Consider the following 24,490-nt stretch of genomic DNA (forward strand, 5'->3'; position numbering starts at 1 on the left):
GAGTGGCTCAGCTTATCGGGTAAATCTGGATTTAATGAGCCCCTGTTTTTTCAGACTGATGAACGTACCCAGATTCTGGGGATACAGGTCTCCTTTGTCGTAGGCAACGGTGGTTGTCAATACAGAGCCGCCCAGCCAGTTCAGCTGGGCGGTAAGCCCCAGGAAACCAGATAATTGCGTGGCTACGGCCGGAAAAGGAGTATCGTACGTACCGGCGTTTTGACTATAGGAAAACTTGCCTGTAAAACCGATTTGCGATGCTAGCGACCCGGCCAGGCCAATGTGATAGACGTGTACCCGGTTATTGTTCGTGAAAAAAGCCCCGGGATAGGTGGCGGGGAAATCGGAGGCAGGGGCAATGAACGGCGTGCCGATCGTGCGGCCAAAGGAAGTCCAGCCGTCGCGGTATTGGCCGTGGTTAAAATAATTGTCACGCCCTCGCTTGCTGCCGTCGTTCTCGATAAACACATCGCCGCCCTGGCTGTAGGTGTTTAGAAATTCAAGAACGACTTTATCGAGTCGGAAGCCTCGTTTCCGCAGGCGTTGATTCTGAATTTTCAGCCCATTCAGCCCATCCTCGATATTGATCAGGTAAAAGAGAGACCCGTCTTCGTAAATATTCTGGCGGTACAAGAACAAATCGAATGAATGGGCCCGGATAGTCATGCCCAGATCAACCGTACCTAAGTGATTGCCGATGCGGTTGCCGGCATCAAACGCGCTGTACTTCGTTGTATCTACCTGCCGGTTACCCAGGCTATTCCCCAGCACGATGTCTACGTAGTCGTGTGCGCTGGCTGGAAGCTGGCTATTCCGGATAAACTGACCTGGTAATGTTTCATTGTTGCCGCCCCACTGCACCTGGTGGTTCATACCCCCGTAGAACCATACGCGCCAGGTAGGTTTGCCAAGCCGCAGGTACAGCGCCTTCTGATGCAACATAGACCCTTTGATAAAGCGATCGTATTCAAACCAGCCCTGGGCGTAAAAGGCGTTGATCGACAATAACTTACCCAATGGACGCCAGCCATCTGTACCGACTTGAACTTTGAGTGGAGGCAGCGCATTGCCCGACCAGATATACGAACCAGATGACACCGTAGAGTCTACCAGCCCAACAAGTTCCCGTCTGCGTCCGGCATACAATTCAACACCCCGGTAGCGAACTTTGGCGTAGGCTTCGGGAAGTAAAACGCGGACATCCCGGTTAAGGGCAGCACTATTCACGACCGCACTGAGCCCCCATCCCCAGTCAACCCGTCGCCGGACAGCTCTGAGGCTATCCAGTTTAGTTTGCGGCGGTCCGTAATAGTCAACTCGTATTCTCCCCCGGAAGGTCTCTACAGGATCGACATAGGCTGATGCCGTTCGGGGCACAATCCCGTACTCATTGGCTCGCTGCCAGAAGGGAATCTCCCCCTGAACCGGCAGGTAGCTACCCAGTTCCAACTGGTAGCCAACTGGTTTGCGGGTTTGGCCAGTCACCGTGAGGCTACAGAAGACAAGCAGAATCAGGAGCCGCATGAATAGGTTTTGTTCAATAGTGTAGCATCAGGTAGTCAGTATTTCTACCTTACTGCTTTGACTGGTACAAATGTTAGGCCAGAAGTACTTCATTCAGGCGACCAGGAGCCCGCCTGGTACAAGAGTAGCGGGCGTGTTTTGCCCGAAACGCGTGCCGGTTCTGCCTGTCCAGCCAGTCAAAAACGTCATCATAGCCGGTAAACTGTCGGAAGGCCGTCAATATTGACCTACCTTTGTCGCTGTATCTACCCGATGGCCCGGAAAGATGGCTGTGGTTTCTGCCGGCAACATACCGGCTACTGATCGAGTTGTCACGTAAACACGTTTCAGATACGAAAGAAACCCCCGGCATGTCTCAGACGGGGGCTAGCTGATAAATAGACGGTCATTCATAAAAAGTAAGGTTCTGCACAAATGGAACAACCCAATAACGACGAGCTCCTGCGAATCATCGATTTGCTGAATACAACATACGAAGGCGAAGAAGCGTGGCATGGCCCTTCACTGGCCGAAGTCATGCGCGACGTAACCCCCGAAATGGCCAGCCTCCGGATTTCGCCCAATACCCACTCGATAGCCGAACTGTTGTTCCACATGACGAGCTGGCGTATCTTCTGCGTGAAGAAAATGCAGGGTGACGGTGAATTCGATATTTTGACGCCTGAAAAGAACTTTGGTCAGCTGCCTGAAAAAATAGATGACTTTGAGTGGGAGGCGCTGCAGATGGAACTCAGCCTGAGCCAGGAAGAACTGATCAACGAACTCGACAAGCGGGATGAAGATGAGTTTCTGGAAGAGATTGTGCCGGGGCGTGACTACACGTATTATGATCTGCTGCATGGCATCATTAACCATGACATCTACCACGCTGGGCAGGTAATGATTCTGAAAAAAGCGCTGACCTTCAAAGCCGCGGGGGCAAGCCGGTTCCGCGATGACGACGACGAGTTTGGTTCATCGTACGGTGATACCTACGACCGCGAAGACTATTACTAGAAGTTACCGTGTATGGCTGAAAACAAGGGGCTGGGTACGTGGCGCTAAGCACAGGCAGCTTGTTTTCAGCCATAGGTAGTGATAAACTCTATTTTCGTTTGCCAACTCAACTGCACAGAACAGATTCAGCAGCCCTTGCCGCTCCGTCATTATACACGCTGCCGTTCTGGCTGTTGTGTCTGAGCAATTTTCTTTTCTCGGCCAGCTTCTCGATGATGATCCCGGAGCTGCCAGCTTACCTCACTAAACTGGGTGGGCGCGAATACATCGGCCTGATCATTGCGTTATTTACCCTCACGGCGGGTATATCACGTCCTTTCAGCGGCAAGATCACCGACACGGTGGGCCGGGTGCCAGTTATGGCGTTCGGCTCCATTGTTTGCTTTCTCTGCGGGCTGCTGTACCCATACCTCATGACGGTAGCGGGTTTTCTTACCCTCCGCCTGGTTCACGGCTTCTCCACGGGCACCAAACCCACCGCTACGTCGGCCTATGTAGCCGACGTGGTTCCGGCCGATCGCCGTGGTGAGGCGATGGGCGCATTGGGTTTGTTCACGGCAACGGGAATGTCGCTGGGGCCGGTAATTGGTAGTTTTCTGGTGAATAACGCCAGCATGAACAGTATGTTCTATACCTCGTCTGGCTTCGCGCTGATGTCGATCGGGATCTTGCTGCGTTTGCCCGAAACGCTCGTAGACAGGCAGCCCTTCCGGCTAAGCTTATTTAAACTTCGCTCAGACGAATGGTTCGATGTGGGGGTGCTATCCCCGTTTTTCGTGCAGCTACTCAATTCATTTGCTTCGGGCGTGGTCATCATTCTTGCCCCGGCGCTGAGCCAGTCGGTGGGTGTCACCAATAAAGGTTGGTTTTTTGCCGTGTATACGCTGGCGTCGCTGGTGGTTCGGTTACTGTTCTCGAAGTCGTCGGATCGGTACGGACGGATGCCTGTACTGATTCTCGCGACCGTAGTACTGGCCATTTCGTTGGTCATGCTGGCCATTACGCATTCCGTGATCTTATTCTACAGTTCAGCCATCGTTTATGGGATGGCCTGGGGAATGAACTCGCCCACGTTACAAGCCTGGGCCGTTGACTTAAGCGACGAAGCAACCCGTGGCCGGGCAATGGCTACGTTGTACATTGCGCTTGAACTGGGCATCGGTCTTGGCGCGCTGGCAGCAGGCTGGTTCTTCACCAACATGGCTGACCAGGCACTCACCGTAACGTTCAGTATTGCGGCAGGCCTGGCCGTAATGGGGGTGGGCTATCTGTTCATAGTAAGACATCATTCAAAGTTCGCCCGAACCAGCGATCTGGTGTAACTTCCAACGTCATAGCGTATGATTCGTATTTTTCAGCAAGACGAAACTGCCGTTCGGAAAATTAGGGATATCGACTCGTTCCAGGATACGGAGCGGACCTTATGGGTAGATCTCCAAAACCCAACGCCCGATGAGATCAGGAGTGTGGAGGAGAAATTCGACGTTAGTTTCCAGTCGCAGCAGGAGCAGGCTGAAATTGAAAGTAGCTCGCGCTACATTGAAGAAGACGACCTGCTGGTAGCCAACTCGAACTTCCTGATTCCAGCCCGCGATCAGGAATACCGGACGGTACCGGTCAACTTTCTGCTGAAAGACGATGTGCTGTTTACCTACCGGTTTGCCGACCTGAAAACCTTTGCCGACATGGTGAAGAAAATCAAGTCGAAACGAACGACGTTCAAAGATGGCGGCCAGATTATGATCGCCATCTTTGAATCCCGCATCGACTACGACGCCGATCTGGTCGAATCACTTTCGTCGCGGGTGAAAGCCATTAACAAGCAGCTTGATCTGGATGCGAAACTGGACCGGGAAATGCTTTTGCAAATCAACGATTACCAGGAGTTGACAATGTCGATTCGAGAGAATGTGGTTGATAAACAGCGGGTTATATCGGCTATGATCCGGTCAGACGGCTGGTTTACGTCTGATGAACAGGCCCGGCTCCGGATCGTGATCAAGGACATTAACTCGCTGATCGATCACACGAACTTTATTTTTGAACGGCTCGAGTTTCTCCAGAATACATTTCTTGGTCTGGTTAATCTGGAGCAGAACAACATCATCAAAATATTCACGGTATTATCGCTGGTGTTGCTGCCACCAACGCTTATTGCCAGTATCTACGGCATGAACTTCGCCGGGATGCCCGAACTGAACTGGCGCTTTGGTTATCTGTTTGCGCTGGGCCTGATGGCGGTTTCGTCGGGCCTGACCTACTACTTCTTCAAGAAGAAAAACTGGCTTTAGTAGCAACCAGCCGTTCGTTCCACAGCGCATGCCAACCGGCGTATTGGTTTAGTTAAGCGGGGAAACGCCGCTTAATGGCCTTGTACTCACTGACGTACCTGACGTAGTGCGATGTATTTTCTTCTGGACGAAACCAGTGCCTTAACTGGTTGCCTAAGCCAGCAGCACGCGCGCTGTGACTAGTAATTGCCCCACATGGCGCATTGAATGTTCGGCGGCATGGAACAGCAGGCCGCCCACTGTGGATGGTAATCCGGCCCGGCCAACCGGTCGGAAGTCGGGCAACGTACCTGGGTCTACCTGAGTCAGGTACGTTAGGCTTCGGTCAGTCTGGGTACGTAGCTGGGCCAACAGCTCCTCAACAGTCTGCTGGCCAGAGGCTGGCTTCCCTTCCTGCCGGAGATAGGCAAACTGTATGTCAGTGAGCGGTTTATGCTGAGCGTAGGTCAACATCCGGTCCTGAACTCCGGCGATATGCTGAAGATGAAACCCTACTGAGGCCAGTCTGGCGGGGCGTTCCCAAAGCAACGTACCCGGAAAATCGGTCAGGGCTGTTTGGGCATCCAGGTGCGCCTGTGCGAGTGCATGGGCGGCGGGCTGCAGCAGCGCCGGTACGTTCGGTATAGGCCCGCGCAGCCAGAATTCAGGTTGGTTCATGGGTGATCGTCAATGGCTAACGTTTGCCGATAAACGGTAAACTTTTACCGTATACAAGCCGTTTCCTAGATATATGGAAACGCTAGAAAAAATCCGCAAGGCGTACACTGAGTACGTCCTTGAAAACGGCAAACAACCCACCTCCGTCTTCCAGTTCGCCAAGAAGCTAAAACTCTCCGAAGCTGAATTTTACGACCATTACGCTTCCTTCGACGCCATTGAGGCCGATGTGTGGCTAACCTTCTTTACCGATGCGCTTCGGGCCGTTGAAGCCGACGCTACTTACCAGACTTATTCCGTTCGCGAGAAACTGCTGGCCTTCTACTATACCTGGATTGAAATGCTGAAGGCACAACGCAGCTTTGTCGTGTATAGCTACGGTCGGTTGCGAAGCCTGGACGATGCGCCGAAGGGTTTGTCGCCGACTGGGAAAGCCAGTATGATGGGGCGTCGGCAGAGTTCGCAGGTATTGTCGACATTCAAAGACGCCTTCTACGATTTTGCCCGTGATCTGCTGGCCGAAGGCCGTGAAAGCCGCGAAGTAGAGCCCCGGCCGTTTCTGACCGACCGCTACCCGAACGGACTGTGGACCCAAACCTTGTTTATCCTCGACTTCTGGGTACGTGATGTGAGTAAATCGTTTGAAAAAACAGATACTGCCATCGAGAAGTCGGTGAACACGACCTTCGACCTGATTGGCCGTTCACCGCTGGACACCCTGTTCGACTTTGCCAAGTTCGCTTATCAGAATAGATAAAGAGTGAAAGAGCGAATGAGTGAAAGAGCGGCTATAAATGGGAGCATACCTGTTGATTGGTTACACTTTTGCTCATTCACTCTTCCACTCATTCGCTCTTTCACTTTATGAAAACCCAACATTCAGTACCGACCAGTAAGGTTGCCCGCGCCAGTCAGTTTGTGAAAGCAGGCGTCAAGGTAGGTGGTAACTACATCAAGCACTATTCAAAGCGCCTTGTTGATCCGACAACAACGAAGGATGAACTGCATAGTGATAACGCCGCCGATATCTATGACGCGTTAAGCGAACTGAAGGGATCGGCCCTGAAAATGGCCCAGATGCTGAGTATGGACCGGGGGCTGTTGCCAACCGCTTACAGCGACAAGTTTGCCATGTCGCAGTATTCGGCGCCCCCGTTGTCGGGGCCGCTGGTGGTAAAAACGTTCCGCACCTATTTCGGAAAATCACCGAATGAGCTGTTCGACCAGTTTGATATCAACTCGGTCAATGCCGCGAGCATTGGGCAGGTGCATTCTGCCTGGAAAGACGGAAAGAAACTGGCTGTAAAGGTGCAGTATCCGGGTGTGGCCGATAGCGTGACCTCTGATCTTCGCATTGCCAAACCATTGGCGGTTCGTTTGCTGAATCTGGACGAACGGCAGATCGACCGGTTTATGGGTGAGGTCGAAAGCAAGTTGCTCGAAGAAACTGACTATGAGCTTGAACTAAGACGGTCGATCGAAATCTCGGAAGCCTGCGCTCACATCCAGGGACTGGTGTTCCCGAAATATTACCCCGAATTGTCGAGCAAGCGCATTCTGACGATGGATTGGCTCGAGGGCCTGCATTTGAAAGAGTTTCTGGCGACTAACCCCAGCCAGGAAGTGCGCAACCGGATTGGGCAGCTGCTCTGGGATTTCTACGATCATCAGATACACAACCTCCGCCAGGTTCATGCCGACCCGCATCCGGGCAATTTCCTGATGCGGTCAGATGGCACCATGGGCGTGATTGACTTCGGTTGCGTGAAGGTGATTCCCGATTATTACTACGACAACTACTTCCAGCTGATCAACCCCGACACGCTGAAAGACGAAGCCTTAACGCAGCAGATATTTCAGAATCTGGAGTTTTTGGTGCCGCAGGACTCGCCCCGCGACCGGACGTTCTTCTCGGAGCTTTTTATGCAGATGATCCATATGCTGGGTGAACCGTTTGCCGTCGAAAAATTCGATTTCGGGAATGATGAATACTTCACGAAGGTCTATGACTTTGCCGATAAGCTCTCGAAGATGGAAGAGCTTCGTTCGTCAAAAGTCGTGCGTGGCTCGCAGGACGGTTTGTACGTGAATCGCACGTACTATGGGCTCTACGCCATGCTCAATGAGTTAAAGGCGGAAGTGGTCACGAACAAGCCCGAATGGTTGAAACCGAAGGGATTAGTGATGCACTGATCCCATGCTGAATAGAAAAAGGAAAGTCCGCCCATTCCAGATTGGCGGACTTTCTTTTTTGCCGTATTGTGGAGACTGCTGTGGTGTCAGTAGGCGCAACCAGCTGGCTGGTAGTTTGGCACAAACAGCGCAATGACTACCTTTACAAGGTTGCTATATGTGTGCATTTTCTCACTCAACTAAACGCATCATTCATGAAAAATTTACTTCTCGTATCCCTTGTTTGTGTGCTGATCGGTTGCAGTACGGCCTATTCACAGCATAAGTCAGAAAAAGGCTGGGTAAGCATTTTCGATGGAAAAACGCTAAGTGGCTGGAAGGCCGCCGAAAATCCAGGTACGTTTAGTGTGGACGATGGGGCTATCGTTGTGGCAGGGCCAAGAGCACATCTCTTTTATGAGGGGCCTGTAAATGACCACAATTTCAGAAACTTCGAGTGGAAGGCACTGGTAAAAACAACGCCAGGCTCTAATTCAGGTATGTTCATTCACACAGCCTATCAGGAAACGGGCTGGCCCAGCCAAGGCTATGAGATTCAGGTGAATCAGACGCATACCGACTGGCGCAAAACGGGTAGCGTCTATGGCAAGCAGGATGTGAAGGAAACCTTCGTGAAAGACGACGAATGGTATACCGAACAGATCACTGTAAAAGGCAATCAGGTTACCGTACTGATCAATGGGAAAGTGATCAACTCATACACGGAGCCGGAGAGCATTAGTCAGGGAACAGGTACGCAAAAACTAAGCAACGGCACCATCGCCCTGCAAGGACACGACCCCAAAAGCAAAGTTTATTTCAAAGATATCCAGGTGCGTGTTTTGCCTGATTAATGGTCAATAACGTACCTGCCACCACCCTATGAAGCCTCGTTTCGATGACATTTTTATGGAGTTGGCCGTTAACCTGGCCAAGCGGTCGCACTGCATCAAAGCGCAGGTAGGGGCCGTCCTGACCAAAGAAACGCGCATCATTTCCATTGGTTATAACGGCCCGCCCGCCGGTACCCATAATTGCGACGAAGAATTTCCCGAATCGGGTTGCCCCCGCGACTCAAAAGGGTCTTGTTCGCTGGCCCTCCATGCCGAGCAGAACGCTATTCTGTATGCCGCCAAAAACGGGTCAGCCATTGAAGGAGCCACCATCTACGTGACGTTGTCGCCTTGTATTGCCTGCGCTCGCATTATCTATAGCATGAAGATCAGCCGGGTGGTGTATCTGCATTCATATGCTGAGTACAAGGGGATCGGCTCCGATGAGGGCGTTGACTTTCTTACCAAGTTTGGAATTGACGTGGAGCGATACATACCTACGTCGGGCTTTCTGCTGCAAGAACAAACGCAGCCCATTCAAACGCCGATGGCAGGCGAGCGGGTGGCATGAACTTACTCGCACACGCCTGGCTGTCGGACCGAAACGATGAGTTTCTGATTGGTAATTTCAGTGGCGATTTCATTAAAGGTGACCCGGCTCATCCCCGTCATGGTCTGCTGCCGGGCGAAATAAACGGTATTCGAATTCACCGGGCCATTGATGCGTTCACCGATTCGCATCCTGAAGTGTTGGCGGTATGTAACATCCTGCATCCGCGTTGCCACAAGTATGCAGGTGTGGCTGTCGACGTGTTTTTTGACCATTTTCTGGCTGTCCAGTTCAAAGAGGTGACCGGCGACAGCCTGAACGAATTTGTCGGGTACGTTTACCAACTGCTTCAACGTCGGCAGGATCGGTTGCCCCCCAAAGCTGCCCGCATGGCCCGTTACATGATGGAGCAGGACTGGCTTCGGCATTACCAGACCACCGCCGGCATCGACCGTGCTCTGTCGGGGCTGGCCCGACGTACCCAGTTCCCCTCCGGCTTAGATACTGCCGTGGAGGATCTGGTGCTTCACTACGACACTATCAACCTGCATTTTCTACGTTTCTGGCCGCAGTTGGTGGCGCACATTCGGGAAACGATCCATTCGCTGGGCTAAGGCTAAACTGGTTTGCCCGGTAGCGGATCAACAACGAGGTACCTAGTGGGCTATACCGCCGGTTCCTTCAGGCTGGCATCGTTCCCGGCAACGATTGCGTAAAAAAAAGGCAATCCCAGCCTGACTAAGTGATGAGATGCAGGCCCATTGCGCGTTCTGTACGGAGTTAGGCAGAGCACCCCCTCGACTCTGTCTGTGCATCAGCCATCAGAATAGCCAGCCACAGCATGAAAAAACGCGTAGGAATTGCTCTATTGATCATCACGGTCGCTTTTCGCCCAGCGCCCGAACGTTGGCCTGCCTTACCAAAAATAGCCACCCCTGTTTTCAAAAAGGATACGTTGACCATCAGCCGGTTTGGGGCCGTAGCGGATGGCCTCACGCTTAATACGAATGCCATTGCCAGAGCGATCGAGCAGTGCAGTAAAGCAGGAGGGGGCGTTGTGCTGGTGCCGCGTGGCTTGTGGCTCACCGGACCAATTGCCCTGAAAAATAACGTCAATCTGCACCTGGCGAAGGGGGCATTGCTTCAGTTCACCAGCCAGCGGGATGCGTACCCACTTGTTGCAACAACCTGGGAAGGGGAGGAGGCCATCCGTAATCAGGCGCCCATTTCAGGGGTTGGCCTGGAGAATATCGCCATCACCGGCGAAGGCATTCTGGATGGAGCCGGTGATGCCTGGCGGATGGTGAAGAAAAGTAAACTGACCGCTGATCAATGGAAAAAACTGGTTGCCTCGGGTGGCGTGGTCAATGATAAGCAGGATACCTGGTACCCGTCGGCCCAATCGTTGAAAGGCGCATCAATGACCGTCAAGAGTGGCCAGGAGCAGGCCTACTATGAAGGCATAAAGGATTTTCTGCGCCCGAACATGGTCAGCCTGACACGCTGCAAACGAATTCTGCTCGGTGGTGTCACCTTTCAGAACTCACCAGCCTGGTGCATTCATCCACTACTTTGCCAGGATATTACGCTTCGAAATGTGACCGTGAAGAACCCCTGGTATGCCCAGAATGGCGACGGACTCGACCTGGAGTCGTGCAGGAACGGCCTGGTCGAGAACTGCCTGTTCGATGTAGGCGACGACGGGATCTGCATTAAGTCGGGGCGCGACGAGCAAGGGCGTAAACGCGGTGTGCCGACCGAGAATATCATTGTCCGAAATTGTAAAGTGTATCACGCGCATGGTGGTTTCGTCATTGGCAGCGAGATGTCGGGCGGGGTAAAGAACCTGTTCGTCTCCAACTGCACCTTTATGGGCACCGACGTAGGGCTACGGTTCAAAACGGCGCGTGGCCGGGGTGGAATAGTTGAGAATATCTTCATCGACGGCATCGACATGACCGACATTGCTGGTGAAGCTATCCTGTTCGATATGTACTATGCCGCCAAAGATCCGGTACCGCAACAGGGTGAATCGAACGAACTACCCGTTATTGCCGCCCAGCCCCTGTCTGAAGCCACGCCTCAGTTCCGGCAGTTCGAGATTCGGCATGTTACCTGCAAAGGAGCCGAAACAGGAATAATGGTGCGGGGGCTTCCCGAGATGGCCGTGCGTGATATTTTGATTGAAAATGCCGTGTTGCAGAGCCGGAAAGGGTTAATCTGTATCGAAGCCGAGCGCATTCAGCTAAAAAATGTGGCGCTGATCACACCCGCTAAAACAGTTATGCAGATTCAGAATAGCCGCAACCTGACGTTCGACGCCATCCGGTACAATGCCGATACAGACTTACTGATGTACATTTCGGGTGATCGGTCAGCTGATATCAAGCTGCTGAACACCGATCGGTCGAAGGCGAAGAAAGTTGCGGAAACAAGTGCCGGGGCGCCCGCCAATGCGCTGACAATGAACTAAGAGCCGGCTACTCGGCCAGGGGAACCGGGCTGCGCTGCGACGATTCACGAATAACCATTCGGGTAGGAATTTTAATGGGGCCGGGCTGTGGTATTTTGTGTTTGCCTTCAATCATATTGAACAACTGCTCGGCGGCGACCTGACCAATTTCCAGGGCCGGTTGCTCAACGGTGCTCATCGAAGGCGCCAGCAAATTGGCCACGGTGATGTTGGTGAAGCCAATGAGCGATACCTGCGCTGGAATGGCGATCTTACGCTTTTTCAAGGCTTCCAGGCAGCCTAAAGCCAGCCGGTCGCTGGCGGCGAAGAAGGCATCAGGCGACTGGCGTAGTAGGTCATCGACGATCGGTTCGACTTCATCCTGACCAAAGCCTGCGTGGCGAACCAGCGATTCGTCATACGGAATACCGTAGGCATCCAAGGCGGCCCGGTACCCAGCCAGCCTTTCCTGCGTAATCGAAATATAGGCAGGAATGGTCAGGTGGGCGATACGCCGCCGACCCGTTTGGATTAAATGCTCCGTTGCGGCAAAGGCACCAGCGAAATTATCAGCCGTCACGCTGGGTGAGTCCAGCTCTTTGGATACCCGGTCGAAAAGGACGATGGGCAGTTTTTTTTCCTGGAGCACGCGTAGGTGTGTCACGTCGGACGTGCTGCTCGACAGCGAGATCAACAGACCGTCAGCTTTGCGGGCAACGGCCTGCTGCACCGTCACAATTTCCCGCTCGAACGACTCATGCGTCTGAAAAATGATGACATGATATCCTCTGTTATACGCTACTGCCTCGATACCATTGATGGTTTGCGAGAAGAAATTATTGGCAATCTGTGGGACAATGACCCCGATAACCCGACTACGGTTTTCCTTCAGACTAAGCGCAATGGGGTTAGGCCGGTAGTTAAGGCGTTCAGCATACTCGATCACCAGCCGCTTGGTCTCAGGGTTGATCTCGTAGCTGTCGCGCAGCGCCCGCGACACAGTGGACGTCGACAGATTCAACGCACGGGCGATATCTTTTATGGTGATGGTGTCCAAGGAGCTATATTGGTAAAGTACAAAAAAGCACTTGTTGACGAAGGTAGCTTAAAATAAGGAGTAGTCACAGTGCAACTACTCATGTTAAGCAGCTAAAGCCCACTACGCCGATCCGGTAACGTTCCCGATAACGTTTGCATGAATATATTTCCCCATTAATTTCTATATAAACTATTAACCGTCTAATCTTATTGAGGAACCTGCTAAAAAGGTAATCATACTCAACAGAGGTGTTTCCCCAAAAAAGTCAATTTGCTAGAACTGCTACACAGACTGGTGATTCCTGTGGAGCAACCAGTTTTAACCTGCTATGAAAAGTCTGTCTAAGCGATCGCTCGCAACATTCCAGCCTCGGCAAGATATTAGTTTACCTGACCTGTCGACCTACGAATTGCCCGAACGGGTCCTACAGTTCGGTACCGGCGTATTACTGCGGGGCCTGCCTGACTACCTCATCGACAAAGCAAACCGGCAGGGGATTTTCAACGGCCGAATCGTAGTCGTTAAATCAACCGATGGTGGTGATATGACTGCGTTCGCCCGACAAGATAACCTATATACCCTTTGCATTCGGGGGGTGGAAAACCGACACCTGGTTGAGCAAAATGTAGTGTGTTCAGCGATCAGCCGGGTTTTATCGGCCAAACAGCAGTGGCAGCAGGTAATGGAGGTAGCAACCAGCCCAGATCTACAGGTTGTTATCTCCAATACCACCGAAGTTGGCATTCAACTTATTCAGGACGATATCCGGCAGTCGCCGCCAGAATCGTTCCCCGGAAAATTATTGGCGGTATTGCAGGCCCGGTACGAAGCCTTTGCGGGTGACCCGACCAAAGGCCTTGTCATTGTGCCAACGGAGCTGATCCCCGACAATGGCACTAAACTAACTGATATTCTGCTGGAACTGGCCCATCTCAACGGACTCGATGGCGCGTTTATCGACTGGCTGGAGACAGCGAATACCTGTTGTAATTCGCTGGTTGATCGCATTGTGCCGGGTTTGCCCGACCCGGCAACGCACCATGCTCTGACCGAGATGCTCGGCTATGAAGATGACCTGCTGACCATCTCGGAATCGTACCGGCTATGGGCGATTGAAGGCGACGAATACGTGCGGACTGTGCTATCGTTCTGCAAAGCCGATGAAGGTGTGATCATTCGGCCCAACATCGACCAGTTTCGTGAATTGAAATTACGGCTGCTGAATGGGACGCATACCCTGAGTTGTGCACTCGCTTTTCTGGGTGGATTGGATACCGTTCGGGAGGCGATGGAAGATGATGTGCTGTCGGCCTATATGCAGAGCCTGATGCTGGGCGAACTGATTCCGGGTATTCCCTATGCCGTTGATGAGAAGGTAGCCCAACGCTTTGGCTTTCAGGTACTCGACCGCTTCAGGAATCCGTTTATCGAGCACCGCTGGCTGGCTATTACGATGCAGTATTCGGCCAAAATGCAGATGAGGAACGTACCTACGCTACTCCATTATTACCAGAAACTCCAGGTAACGCCCCGGTATATGGCCGTAGGATTGGCCGCCTATCTGCTTTTTATGCGAGCAACGAACCAGCAGGATGATACGTGGTTTGGCGAGCGAAACGGAGAGGCGTACCCGATCTACGACGATCAGGCAGGGTATTTTGCCGATCTGTGGGCACGACTAACCCCACCGGAATTAACCCTAACCGTGCTTCAGAACACAACACTCTGGGGCCATGATTTAACGCAGCTGCCCGGCTTTGCAGAGTCGGTTGCCAAGCACCTGACGCAACTGGTAACAGAAGGCGTTCGGGCTACTTTATCGGGCTATTTTACAACTACAGAGGCCGTAACCGTATAATGAAAACAAACGTATTAAAAATTCATCCCGATGATACGGTGCTGGTCGCGCTGGCTGATCTTGAATCTGGTGAACGGGTGCCCAACAACGGAACGTACCTGGCAGTGACAGAGCCTATTCCGGCAAAACACAAACTGACGATCAACGAATTGGCACCCGGCGATCCCATCACCATGTATGGCGTGCTGGTGGGTAAAGCCAAGCAGGCCGTTCAGGCGGGTGGCCGGTTAACGACGTTCAACGTGCAACATGCGACCAACAGTTATGAGCTGGGTACCGCTACCGCCACCTGGACGGCTCCAGCCGTTGAGCGCTGGCAGGATCAGTCATTTATGGGTTTCCACCGGTCTGATGGCCGGGTCGGCACCGCCAATTACTGGCTGGTCATTCCGCTCGTGTTCTGCGAAAATCGGAATATACAGGTGTTGAAAGAGGCACTGGTTACGGATCTGGGCTATGGTCGGCAACGTACCTGGCAGCAACAGACACACGAGCTGATGGCGCTGGTGCAGGCAGGCCGAACGGTTGAAGAGATTCTACAGGCTGATCTTCAGGTAACGAACGATCCGTTGAGCAGTAAACCACGGCTGTTCCCGAACGTCGACGGGGTGAAATTTCTGATGCATGAAGGCGGTTGCGGGGGCACCCGGCAGGACGCACAGGCCCTTTGTGGCCTACTGGCAGGGTACATCACCCACCCAAACGTAGCGGGTGCCACCATACTCAGTCTGGGTTGCCAGAATGCGCAGGCGGTTATGTTGCAGGAAGAAATTCAACAACGTAGTCCCCACTTCGACAAGCCACTGTTTATGCTGGAACAGCAGGCCATCGGCACTGAAGAAGCCTTGCTGGGGCAGGCCTTACGGCAAACGTTTGCCGGGTTAATGCAGGCGAATACGCTGGGTCGTCAACCGGCTCCGTTGAGTAAACTGGTGATCGGGCTGGAGTGCGGTGGGTCTGATGGGTTCTCTGGTATTTCGGCCAACCCGGCGGTTGGTCATGCATCCGATCTGGTTGTGGCGCTGGGTGGAACCGTGATCTTGTCTGAGTTTCCGGAGTTATGCGGCGTTGAACAGGAGCTCTGTGATCGGTGCATAGACACGCAGACAGCCGCCCGATTCCGTGAACTGATGAGCACGTATGCCCTGCGTGCGAAAGAAGCGGGGTCAGGTTTTGATATGAACCCCTCGCCGGGCAACATTCGGGATGGGCTGATCACCGACGCCATGAAGTCGGCCGGAGCGGCTAAAAAAGGCGGTACCGCCCCAATCGTCGATGTGCTCGATTATCCTGAACTGGTAACGAAATCGGGATTAAACCTGCTCTGCACCCCCGGTAACGATGTGGAATCGACTACGGCGGAGGTGGCTTCCGGGGCTACAGTGGTACTCTTTACCACAGGGCTGGGCACACCAACCGGCAACCCCATTGCGCCGGTGATCAAAATTTCGAGCAATACCGCGCTGGCCCGTCGAATGCCCGACATCATTGATATCAATACCGGCTCGATCATCGACGGCGAAGAAACCATTCAGCAGGCCGGGGAACGCATGCTCGATCAGATTATCCGCGTGGCCAGCGGCGAAAGGCAGGTAGCCGCCGTTCGCCACGGGCAAGATGATTTTATTCCCTGGAAGCGGGGCGTTTCACTATAAATGAAGCGCGAATGAGTAAATGAGCGACAGTACGACTATTGATATCGAACATCTTTCATTCACTTCCTTAGGCTAAGTGCCGATACGCTTTCATTCTTTCACTCGATCACGCTTTAAGTATGAAGAAGCTTTTTTTAAACGATAGTGACTTTCTGTTACAGACAGAATCGGCTCAACAACTGTATCACCAGTTTGCGAAATCGATGCCTATCATTGACTACCATTGCCACCTGCCACCCGACCAGATTGCCAGTGATAAACAATTTGGCAACCTCACCCAGGCGTGGCTCTACGGCGACCATTATAAGTGGCGTGCCATGCGGGCGAATGGCATCGACGAGCAGTATTGTACGGGCGACGCTACCGATTTTAACAAGTTTCAGAAATGGGCTGAAACAGTGCCTTACACCCTGCGTAACCCACTTTACCACTGGACGCACCTTGAGTTGCAACGGTATTTTGGGATCAACGAGGTGCTTTCCGGCGCGAACGCCCGGCGTATCTACGACGCTTGTACCGAGCAACTGCAATCACCATCTCATTCAGTACGGGGATTGCTTCGTCAGATGAAGGTCGAGACCGTTTGCACCACCGACGATCCGGCCGATTCGCTGGAACACCACCGCAAACTAGCCGATGAACAGGCCACTGGGTCTGATTTTACCATTAACGTATTGCCCACGTTCCGACCCGACAAGGCAATGGCTGTTGACAGTGCCGCCGAGTTTAACGGGTACGTTGCCCGGCTGGAAGCCGCCGATAACACGTCGATCACTACGTTTGACGACTTTCTGGGTACGTTGCGTCGGCGACATGATTATTTTGCCGAGATGGGCTGCAAACTGTCTGACCACGGCCTGGAACAGATCTATGCCGCCGACTACACCGAAGAGGCTGTACGCGCTATTTTCAATAAAATTCGATCCGGCGCTGAACTTGGTAGCCAGGAAGTATTGACGTTCAAATCGGCGATGCTGGTTTTTCTGGCCGAAATGGACTGGGAAAAAGGCTGGACCCAGCAGTTTCACCTGGGCGCCTTGCGCAACAATAACAGCCGGATGCTCTCCCTGCTTGGCCCCGACACCGGCTGGGATAGTATCGGCGATTTTTCGCAGGCACGGGCCTTGTCGCGCTTCCTTAACCGACTGGATACCAGCGACAAACTGGCTAAAACGATCATCTATAACCTCAACCCTGCCGACAACGAGGTGATGGCCACGATGATCGGGAATTTCAATGACGGGTCGGTGGCCGGTAAAGTGCAGTTCGGGTCTGGCTGGTGGTTCCTCGATCAGAAAGATGGTATGGAGAAGCAACTGAATGCCCTCTCGAATATGGGGCTGTTGAGTCGCTTTGTCGGTATGTTAACCGATTCTCGTTCTTTTCTATCCTACCCGCGTCACGAGTACTTCCGCCGGATTTTGTGCAACCTGCTTGGCAGCGACATTGAGAACGGCGAACTGCCCGACGATATGGCCTGGATTGGTGAGGTCGTGCAGGGTATCTGCTACGGAAACGCAAAGACGTACTTTGGTTTCAGCAGCAAGCCTCTGATCGCAGTCATTTAATCTGGCAAATTGGCGGCTGGACTTGTCGCGGCCATCCACCTGTTCATTCCTCTTTCCTACACCCTTATGACCAAACCTCTGGGAAACTATCGCTGGACAATTGTTGCCCTGCTGTTTTTTGCGACAACCATCAATTACCTCGATCGGCAGGTAGTTGGCTTGTTGAAGCCTGCTCTTGAAAAAGACTTTCAGTGGTCTGAGCTGGATTTCAGCCGGATCGTACAGGTATTTTCGGCTGCCTATGCCGTCGGACTGCTGGTATTTGGTCGGGTCATCGACCGGATAGGTACCAAGATGGGGTACACGATCTCTATCGTTTTCTGGAGCCTGGCTGCCATGCTACATGGACTAGCCACCAGTACAACCGGCTTTATTCTGGCTCGTATCGGGCTGGGTCTTGGCGAGGCGGGCAATTTCCCAGCGGCCATAAAAACGGTTGCCGAATGGTTTCCAAAACGGGAGCGGGCACTGGCCACCGGGATCTTCAATTCCGGCGCCAACATCGGCGCTGTGATTGCGCCTATCGCTGTGCCCTGGATCCTGGGGCTCTACGGCTGGGAAATGGCGTTTATCGCTACCGGAGCTGTCGGGTTTATCTGGCTGATCTTCTGGCACTTTACGTATGAGATACCAGCTAAACAGGCCCGGCTGTCGAAAGAAGAGTTTGCGTACATTCACAGCGATAGTGAGGCAATACCCGACGAGTTGGCCGACCAGGGCAAACCTGTGTCCTGGGCCAAGCTGTTGAGCGTACGGCAGACCTGGGCGTTTGTGTTCGGAAAGATGCTTACCGACCCCATCTGGTGGTTTTTTCTGTTCTGGTTGCAGGATTACTTCGCCACGACTTTTCACCTCGATGTGAAAAAGCCGAATATGTATCTGGCTGTGTTGTATACGCTGGTCAGCATTGGCAGCATCGGGGGTGGTTACCTCTCATCCTGGCTGATCGGCCGGGGGTGGACCGTTTGGCGGGCCAGAAAAACAGCCATGTTCATTTTCGCGCTGCTGGTATTGCCGGTCATTGCGGTCCGTTTTGGGCCGGGTATTTGGGGAGCCGTAGCTCTCATCGGCCTGGCGGGTGCGGCACACCAGGCCTGGAGCGCCAATATTTTTACGACCGCTTCAGACATGTTTCCCAAACGAACACTCAGTTCTATCGTGGGGATCGGCAGCATGGCTGGCTCGATCGGGGGAATCATTTTCCCGGAAATAGTGGGTCGCATTCTGGATACGTATAAAAAAGCGGGCGATGCGCAGGGCGGTTATGGGATCATTTTCCTCATGTGCGGATCGGCCTATATGATTGCCTGGGTGGTGATGCACCTGCTAACGCCTACGATGAAACCAGTTAACCTGGGAACGCCGGAGTCTGAACCGGTAGCCTAGCAAGATGGCATGAGAACCGGGAAGGTCAGGTACAAACGTACCTGGCCTTTTTTATGCATTTCAGAAGGAGGCTTATCTTTAAATAATGATAAAATAGGGAAAACCCTAATACGATCTTGTCCCTATTTTTATACGATACTTACATTGTGTAGTTCTGAAATTAATCGCATTACACCGTAGAAAATTTCTTTTTGGCATCGTTCCCGGCAACGATTGCGTAAAAAAAGTCAATTCGATACTTGTTCCCTGCTATTTATAGGGTAAAATTTAATAGGCTACTAATCTCAGCCGCTATCGCTCCGATCGCAAATAAGTACAACTTGTTTCGTTTACTGCCAATCAAATGCTTCGCTCCGTTTTCCGCCTTAAAAGCGGTAACACCTGTTGCCCTATGACTAAAACAATACGCTTACTCGTACTGCTGCTGGGAATGCTGCCAGCTGCCTACGCTCAACAAACAAGACAGATCTCTGGCCAGATCAAAGACAACGCGACAGGCACCACGCTCCCTGGCGTGTCGGTCATCCTGAAAGGAACATCAGCGGGTGCAACCTCTGACGCTGACGGGAAATATTCGATTCGTATTCCCGATAAAAGTGATGCCAAACTCACCTTCAGTTTTATTGGGTACGTTCCGCAGGAGGTTAGTGTCGGCAACCGCACGACGCTTGATGTGTCACTGGTAACGGATGAAAAAACCCTGAACGAAGTGGTCGTGATTGGCTACGAAGCTGTGAACCGTCGGGATGTGACGGGGTCTGTCTCGTCGATCAACAACCGCCAGATTCGGGACGTACCAATTACCAATGCCGCTGAAGCCATAACGGGCCGACTGGCAGGTGTGCAGGTCACTACAGCAGAGGGCGGCCCCGGTGCAGACATTCGCATTCGGGTACGGGGTGGTAATTCAATCACCCAGGATAACTCGCCCATTTATGTAGTAGACGGAATTCAGGTAGAAAATGCGCTGAACACAATCAGCCCGCAGGATATTGCCAGCATCGATGTCCTGAAAGACGCATCGGCCACCGCTATTTATGGAGCGAGGGGGGCCAATGGGGTGGTGATCATTACGACCAAATCAGGGAAGACGAACAGCCGTACAACCGTTACCTACAACGGATCATTCGGTTTTCGGGAGAACCTGAAAAAACTGGGCGTCTTGAAGCCGTACGACTACGTGCTGTATCAGTATGAGCGGACACGCGGCAGTGCAACAGATAGCTCAACGTTTGCCCGTCAGTTTGGCTCTACCTTCGATACGTTACAGGTATACAAAAATGCGCCTTTCATCGACTGGCAGGATAAAGTATTTGGCCGTCGGGCAGGGTACCAAAACCACAACGTGTCGATCAGCGGCGGTAATCAGCAGACAAGCTATAACCTGAGCCTGACCAACAACAAAGAAGACGGCGTTCAGCTCGGGTCGGCCTTCACCCGGAATTTGGCTAACTTCAAGCTGGATCATTCAGTGAATACCAAGTTCAAGGTGGGCGTGGTAGTCCGGTACATCGATCAGCGCATCGACGGGGCAGGCACGACTACCAGCGGAACCGCCGGTACGAACCGGTTACGGCAGAGCATTCAATATCAACCGCTCGACCTACCGACGCGCCCGGCTTCCAATATTGACTTTGATGAAGACTATTATATTGCCACCCGCCTGACCAATCCGGTAACATTGACCGATGCCGAGTACCAGAAGCGGTATTCAAATGGAATCAACCTGAGCGGCTATGCGAGCTACGAATTCATTCCCGGCCTAACGCTCCGTGTAACGGCGGGCTACACCAACAACGTAGACCGGACCGATCAGTTCTACAGCAAGATTACTGGCACAGCCCGTAACTACGCTGGTTTGCCGGTGGCCATCATTCGGAACAGCACAGCCATCACCATCAATAACTCGAATGTGCTGACGTACCGGAAAGCCGGTATTGGCGGCAAACATGATATCGACGTGCTGCTTGGGCAGGAAACCTACGAACAAAACGGGCGCGCTGTCGGACTGGAAACGCGGTATTTTCCGTCAGAAATTTCGCCCGAAAAAGCATTGGCTAACATGAACCTGGGTTCGCCGCCAACCGGTGCCATTCAGCCCCAGCCAACCAGCAGCGAATATCAGAACCGGCTGCTATCCTTCTTTGGGCGGCTAAACTACACCTACGACAAGCGGTTCCTGGCTACAGCCACCTTTCGGACAGACGGGTCTACCAAGTTTGCTCCCGACAACCGGTGGGCGTTCTTTCCGTCAGGATCGTTGGCGTGGCGCATCTCGCAGGAGGATTTCATGAAGTCGCTCAAGTTTATCGATGATGCCAAACTGCGGGTTAGCTACGGGGCGGCAGGCAACAACCGGATTGGTGATTACCTCTTCGCCCAGCTCTACAACACCTCTGCGCAATATGCCCTGGGTGAATCGGTGCTGCCTGCCTTTTCGCCGGTATCGCTGGCTCAGCAAAACCTGACCTGGGAAACAACCTACTCTCGCAACATTGGTCTGGATCTGAGCCTGCTGGGCGGGCGCGTTCAGTTCTCGGCCGACTATTATCAGAACACAACAAAGAATCTGCTGGTTAACCTGCCCATTCCGTCAACGTCGGGGTATACCACCCAGATCAAGAATGTGGGGGCTACCTCGAACCGGGGGCTTGAGTTTCAGTTGAATGGAACCCTGGTGCGGACGAATGATTTCACCTGGACTACTAGTGCCAATATCTCGTTCAACCGTAACCGGGTAGAAGACCTTGGCCCGGTGGTGCAACAAACGACCAACTCGGGATGGCAGGGTAGCGACGGGGCCGATGATTATATTCTGAAAGCGGGTGAGCCGGTTGGCCTGATGTACGGCTTCGTTACAGACGGTTTCTATAAAGTAGACGACTTTAACTACGACGCTGCCACACGTACCTACACCCTGAAGGAAGGTATTGCCAATGATGCCACGATTTTTGGGACCCCTCAGCCAGGAACGATCAAGCTGAAAGACCTGAACGGTGATGGCCAGGTACGTCTGGAAAACGATCGTACCGTCATCGGGAACGCCAACCCCAAACACATTGGTGGGTTGAACAACCAGTTTAGTTATAAGAATTTCGATGCCAGTGTCTTCGTGAACTGGGTGTACGGCAACAGTGTGTACAACGCCAACAAAATTGAATTTACGTCAGGCTATTACACCAACATTAATCAACTGGATGTGATGCTGAACCGCTGGCGGACAGTTGATGATAAAGGCGTTGTGGTGAAAGATCCGGCTACGCTGGCTGCGCTGAATGCCAACGCGACTATCTGGCAGCCCATCACCAATAACCGGCCCTACCTGCATTCATGGGCGATTGAAGATGGGTCATTCCTGCGTATCAATAACGTGACGCTGGGTTATACCCTGCCGAAAGAGCTTGTACGCCGGGCAAAAATTCAGAATGCCCGTTTTTACGCGACCGTAAACAACCTGGCCACCATTACCGGCTATTCGGGCTTCGACCCGGAGGTGAACGCCCGCCGGTTCAATGCCTTGACGCCGGGCGTTGATTTTGCCGCATACCCCCGTGCCCGCACATTTGTATTCGGCGTTAACCTCACTTTTTAGGGTATTGATCAGTAAGGTAACTGAGTAAGTTGACAAACCCCCATTACTCAGTCAACCAGTCCCCTAATTACCCAATCACTAGTTTGCTATGAAAATCAATCGTTTTTATAAACTAATACTTGGTGCCGCTCTGGTTGGTTCGTCTGTGACGGCCTGTAAGAGCTATCTGGACATTAACCCAATTTCAGAGTTCGATAACCAGGCCGTTTTCTCGAACGTCAGCAATGCTACGCTGGCCGTGCTGGGTGCCTACGACTTACTGTCGGGCGATAACACCTACGGCATTCGGATCAGCCTGTATTATCCCTACGACTCCGACGAGATGATGGTGAGCGGGGCCGTAGATAACGGTCGGCGCGGCATTGGCCGGTATAATGCACTGGCCGGGAACACCGAAATTGCAAACCCCTGGAATAACTTATATCAGGGCATCGAACGGGCGAACCTGTGTATCGAGCAGATTCCGAAAATGGAGCTGTACACCAATGGATCGGCCGCTGACCAGAAAGAGCTACGCCGGCTTCACGGCGAGGCGCTCACGCTCCGGGCGCAGTACTATCTGGAGCTGATTCGTAACTGGGGCGACGTACCGGCACCCATGGTTCCGGCCTACCAGCAGTCGAACCTGTTTGTAGAGAAAGAAGACCGCGACAAGGTATACGACATGCTGATTGCCGACCTGAAAACGGCGTCCGATCTGTTGCCCTGGCGGACGGAAGCGGGCGCTCGCAACGAACGGATCACGAAAGGAGCAGCCAAAGCCCTGCGGGCCCGTATCGCTCTGTATCGGGGTGGCTACTCGCTTCGTCGGGATACGAAGAAAATGGAGCGCCGGGCCGACTACGCTACCTACTACCAGATCGCCCGCGACGAAACCAACGACCTCATGCAGCGGCGCGACCAGCACACCCTGAACGCTGATTATGTAGCCCTGTTCAAAACGTATGTGAATGGCCTGACACCAGACCCTGCTGCCGAAATTATGTTTGAAGTGGGTTCAGCCGGTGGAAGTGCCCAGTCAGACAGCAAACTGGGGTATTACAATGGCCCCCGCCTGGATGCGGCTTCGCGCTACGGGCAGGGTGGTGGGGGTATCAACCCGTTGCCCACTTACTTCTATGCGTTTGACTCAACAGACGTACGGCGCGACGTGACGATAACGATCTACCAGGTGCTGGCAACGAACCTGAAAAGCCCACAACGCCTCACCACCATCACTGATGGGAAATTCCGTCGCGACTGGCGGAATCCGATCCTGTCAGGTACGTCGCAGAACCTGGGCTATAACTGGCCACTTATTCGCTTCTCGGATGTGTTGCTGATGTTCGCCGAGGCAGAGAATGAATTGAAAGGTGGGCCAACGCCCCAGGCGATTGCTGCTTTCGAGGAGGTACGGAGGCGCGGTTATGCCGGGAAGACGGCACTGATCGGTACGACGCCAACCACTAAAGACGCGTTCTTCACCGCCGTTGCCAACGAACGGCTGCTGGAATTTGGCGGTGAAGGAATTCGTAAATATGACCTGATTCGCTGGAACCTGCTGGCTACCAAGATCGTGGAAGCCCGGGCCAATCTGACTGATATGCAGACGGCAAAAGGTAAATACACCAACGTACCTCAGTATCTGTTCTGGAAAAATAACGGGGAGGAAATTCAGTTCCTGAACTCATTCTATAAGCCGAGCACAGCCACAGCGGTAACTGGCTGGACGCGTCTTGACTGGCGGCAGAACATCACAGCCACGTACATTACCTCGGTAGCGCAGTACTTCACACCGAACAAAAGCGAGCTACTGCCTATCAATCAGGCCGCGCTGGATGCTAATCCCAAGCTGACGCAGGATTACGGGTATTAATAGTTCCTCATCAGCCTGTAGGTATCGATCTTCCTGTCAGCAGGGTTAGGTCGTAGCCACAG

Annotated in this window: 18 protein-coding genes; 15 read left to right on the forward strand and 3 right to left on the reverse strand. The window is 52.9% G+C overall.

Annotation, left to right across the window (positions count from 1 at the left end):
- Positions 1-12 precede the first annotated feature (12 nt).
- The gene (locus ACAW75_RS15735) at positions 13-1,524 is read right to left on the reverse strand and encodes a capsule assembly Wzi family protein (protein WP_370729686.1); all 1,512 of its coding nucleotides are present in this window, start codon (positions 1,522-1,524) and stop codon (positions 13-15) included.
- 414 nt (positions 1,525-1,938) lie between these two features.
- Between ACAW75_RS15735 and ACAW75_RS15740 the strand changes: the two genes are divergently transcribed.
- From ACAW75_RS15740 to corA, 3 genes are all read left to right on the forward strand, one after another.
- Positions 1,939-2,520 (forward strand): DinB family protein, encoded by a 582-nt coding sequence (locus tag ACAW75_RS15740; protein WP_370729687.1) that lies wholly within the window; start codon positions 1,939-1,941, stop codon positions 2,518-2,520.
- A gap of 98 nt (positions 2,521-2,618) precedes the next feature.
- The gene (locus tag ACAW75_RS15745) at positions 2,619-3,842 is read left to right on the forward strand and encodes an MFS transporter (protein WP_370729688.1); all 1,224 of its coding nucleotides are present in this window, start codon (positions 2,619-2,621) and stop codon (positions 3,840-3,842) included.
- 18 nt (positions 3,843-3,860) lie between these two features.
- Complete coding sequence (corA, locus tag ACAW75_RS15750; RefSeq protein ID WP_370729689.1) at positions 3,861-4,811, forward strand: magnesium/cobalt transporter CorA; 951 nt, start codon at positions 3,861-3,863, stop codon at positions 4,809-4,811.
- 153 nt (positions 4,812-4,964) lie between these two features.
- Here the strand turns inward: corA and ACAW75_RS15755 are convergent, their stop codons facing one another.
- Complete coding sequence (locus ACAW75_RS15755) at positions 4,965-5,468, reverse strand: DinB family protein (protein WP_370729690.1); 504 nt, start codon at positions 5,466-5,468, stop codon at positions 4,965-4,967.
- A 73-nt stretch (positions 5,469-5,541) separates the two neighbouring features.
- On the opposite strand from ACAW75_RS15755, the gene ACAW75_RS15760 reads away from it, so the two are divergent.
- From ACAW75_RS15760 to ACAW75_RS15785, 6 genes are all read left to right on the forward strand, one after another.
- Complete coding sequence (locus ACAW75_RS15760; RefSeq protein WP_370729691.1) at positions 5,542-6,225, forward strand: TetR family transcriptional regulator C-terminal domain-containing protein; 684 nt, start codon at positions 5,542-5,544, stop codon at positions 6,223-6,225.
- Positions 6,226-6,332: 107 nt separating this feature from the next.
- Positions 6,333-7,661, forward strand: coding sequence for an ABC1 kinase family protein (locus ACAW75_RS15765; RefSeq protein WP_370729692.1), 1,329 nt, complete (start codon positions 6,333-6,335; stop codon positions 7,659-7,661).
- A gap of 194 nt (positions 7,662-7,855) precedes the next feature.
- On the forward strand, positions 7,856-8,494 hold the full coding sequence (locus ACAW75_RS15770) for a 3-keto-disaccharide hydrolase (protein ID WP_370729693.1): 639 nt from the start codon (positions 7,856-7,858) through the stop codon (positions 8,492-8,494).
- Positions 8,495-8,522: 28 nt separating this feature from the next.
- Positions 8,523-9,044 carry a deoxycytidylate deaminase gene (locus tag ACAW75_RS15775; protein ID WP_370729694.1) on the forward strand — a complete coding sequence of 174 codons (522 nt, stop codon included), beginning with the start codon at positions 8,523-8,525 and terminating at the stop codon, positions 9,042-9,044.
- Positions 9,041-9,637 carry an acyl carrier protein phosphodiesterase gene (locus ACAW75_RS15780; protein ID WP_370729695.1) on the forward strand — a complete coding sequence of 199 codons (597 nt, stop codon included), beginning with the start codon at positions 9,041-9,043 and terminating at the stop codon, positions 9,635-9,637. Before ACAW75_RS15775 ends, ACAW75_RS15780 begins: the two co-directional genes overlap by 4 nt.
- Before the next feature lie 227 nt (positions 9,638-9,864).
- The gene (locus ACAW75_RS15785; protein WP_370729696.1) at positions 9,865-11,496 is read left to right on the forward strand and encodes a glycoside hydrolase family 28 protein; all 1,632 of its coding nucleotides are present in this window, start codon (positions 9,865-9,867) and stop codon (positions 11,494-11,496) included.
- Positions 11,497-11,503: 7 nt separating this feature from the next.
- On the opposite strand, the gene ACAW75_RS15790 is transcribed toward ACAW75_RS15785, so the two are convergent.
- Positions 11,504-12,532, reverse strand: a complete 1,029-nt coding sequence (locus ACAW75_RS15790) for a LacI family DNA-binding transcriptional regulator (protein WP_370729697.1) — start codon at positions 12,530-12,532, stop codon at positions 11,504-11,506.
- Positions 12,533-12,842: 310 nt separating this feature from the next.
- Here ACAW75_RS15790 and ACAW75_RS15795 point away from each other — a divergent pair, with 310 nt between their 5' ends.
- From ACAW75_RS15795 to ACAW75_RS15820, 6 genes are all read left to right on the forward strand, one after another.
- Positions 12,843-14,372, forward strand: coding sequence for a tagaturonate reductase (locus ACAW75_RS15795; RefSeq protein WP_370729698.1), 1,530 nt, complete (start codon positions 12,843-12,845; stop codon positions 14,370-14,372).
- A complete protein-coding gene (locus ACAW75_RS15800) occupies positions 14,372-16,027 on the forward strand; it encodes a UxaA family hydrolase (protein ID WP_370729699.1) in 1,656 nt (551 codons plus the stop codon). The genes ACAW75_RS15795 and ACAW75_RS15800 overlap by 1 nt, the downstream gene beginning before the upstream one ends.
- A gap of 119 nt (positions 16,028-16,146) precedes the next feature.
- Positions 16,147-17,595, forward strand: a complete 1,449-nt coding sequence (gene uxaC, locus ACAW75_RS15805; protein WP_370729700.1) for a glucuronate isomerase — start codon at positions 16,147-16,149, stop codon at positions 17,593-17,595.
- 66 nt (positions 17,596-17,661) lie between these two features.
- Positions 17,662-18,981, forward strand: coding sequence for an MFS transporter (locus ACAW75_RS15810; RefSeq protein ID WP_370729701.1), 1,320 nt, complete (start codon positions 17,662-17,664; stop codon positions 18,979-18,981).
- A gap of 391 nt (positions 18,982-19,372) precedes the next feature.
- Positions 19,373-22,573, forward strand: a complete 3,201-nt coding sequence (locus ACAW75_RS15815) for a SusC/RagA family TonB-linked outer membrane protein (RefSeq protein WP_370729702.1) — start codon at positions 19,373-19,375, stop codon at positions 22,571-22,573.
- 88 nt (positions 22,574-22,661) lie between these two features.
- On the forward strand, positions 22,662-24,428 hold the full coding sequence (locus tag ACAW75_RS15820) for a RagB/SusD family nutrient uptake outer membrane protein (RefSeq protein ID WP_370729703.1): 1,767 nt from the start codon (positions 22,662-22,664) through the stop codon (positions 24,426-24,428).
- Positions 24,429-24,490 lie beyond the last annotated feature (62 nt).

The sequence above is a fragment of the Fibrella arboris genome (assembly GCF_041321095.1).
Classification (GTDB): Bacteria; Bacteroidota; Bacteroidia; order Cytophagales; family Spirosomataceae; genus Fibrella; species Fibrella arboris.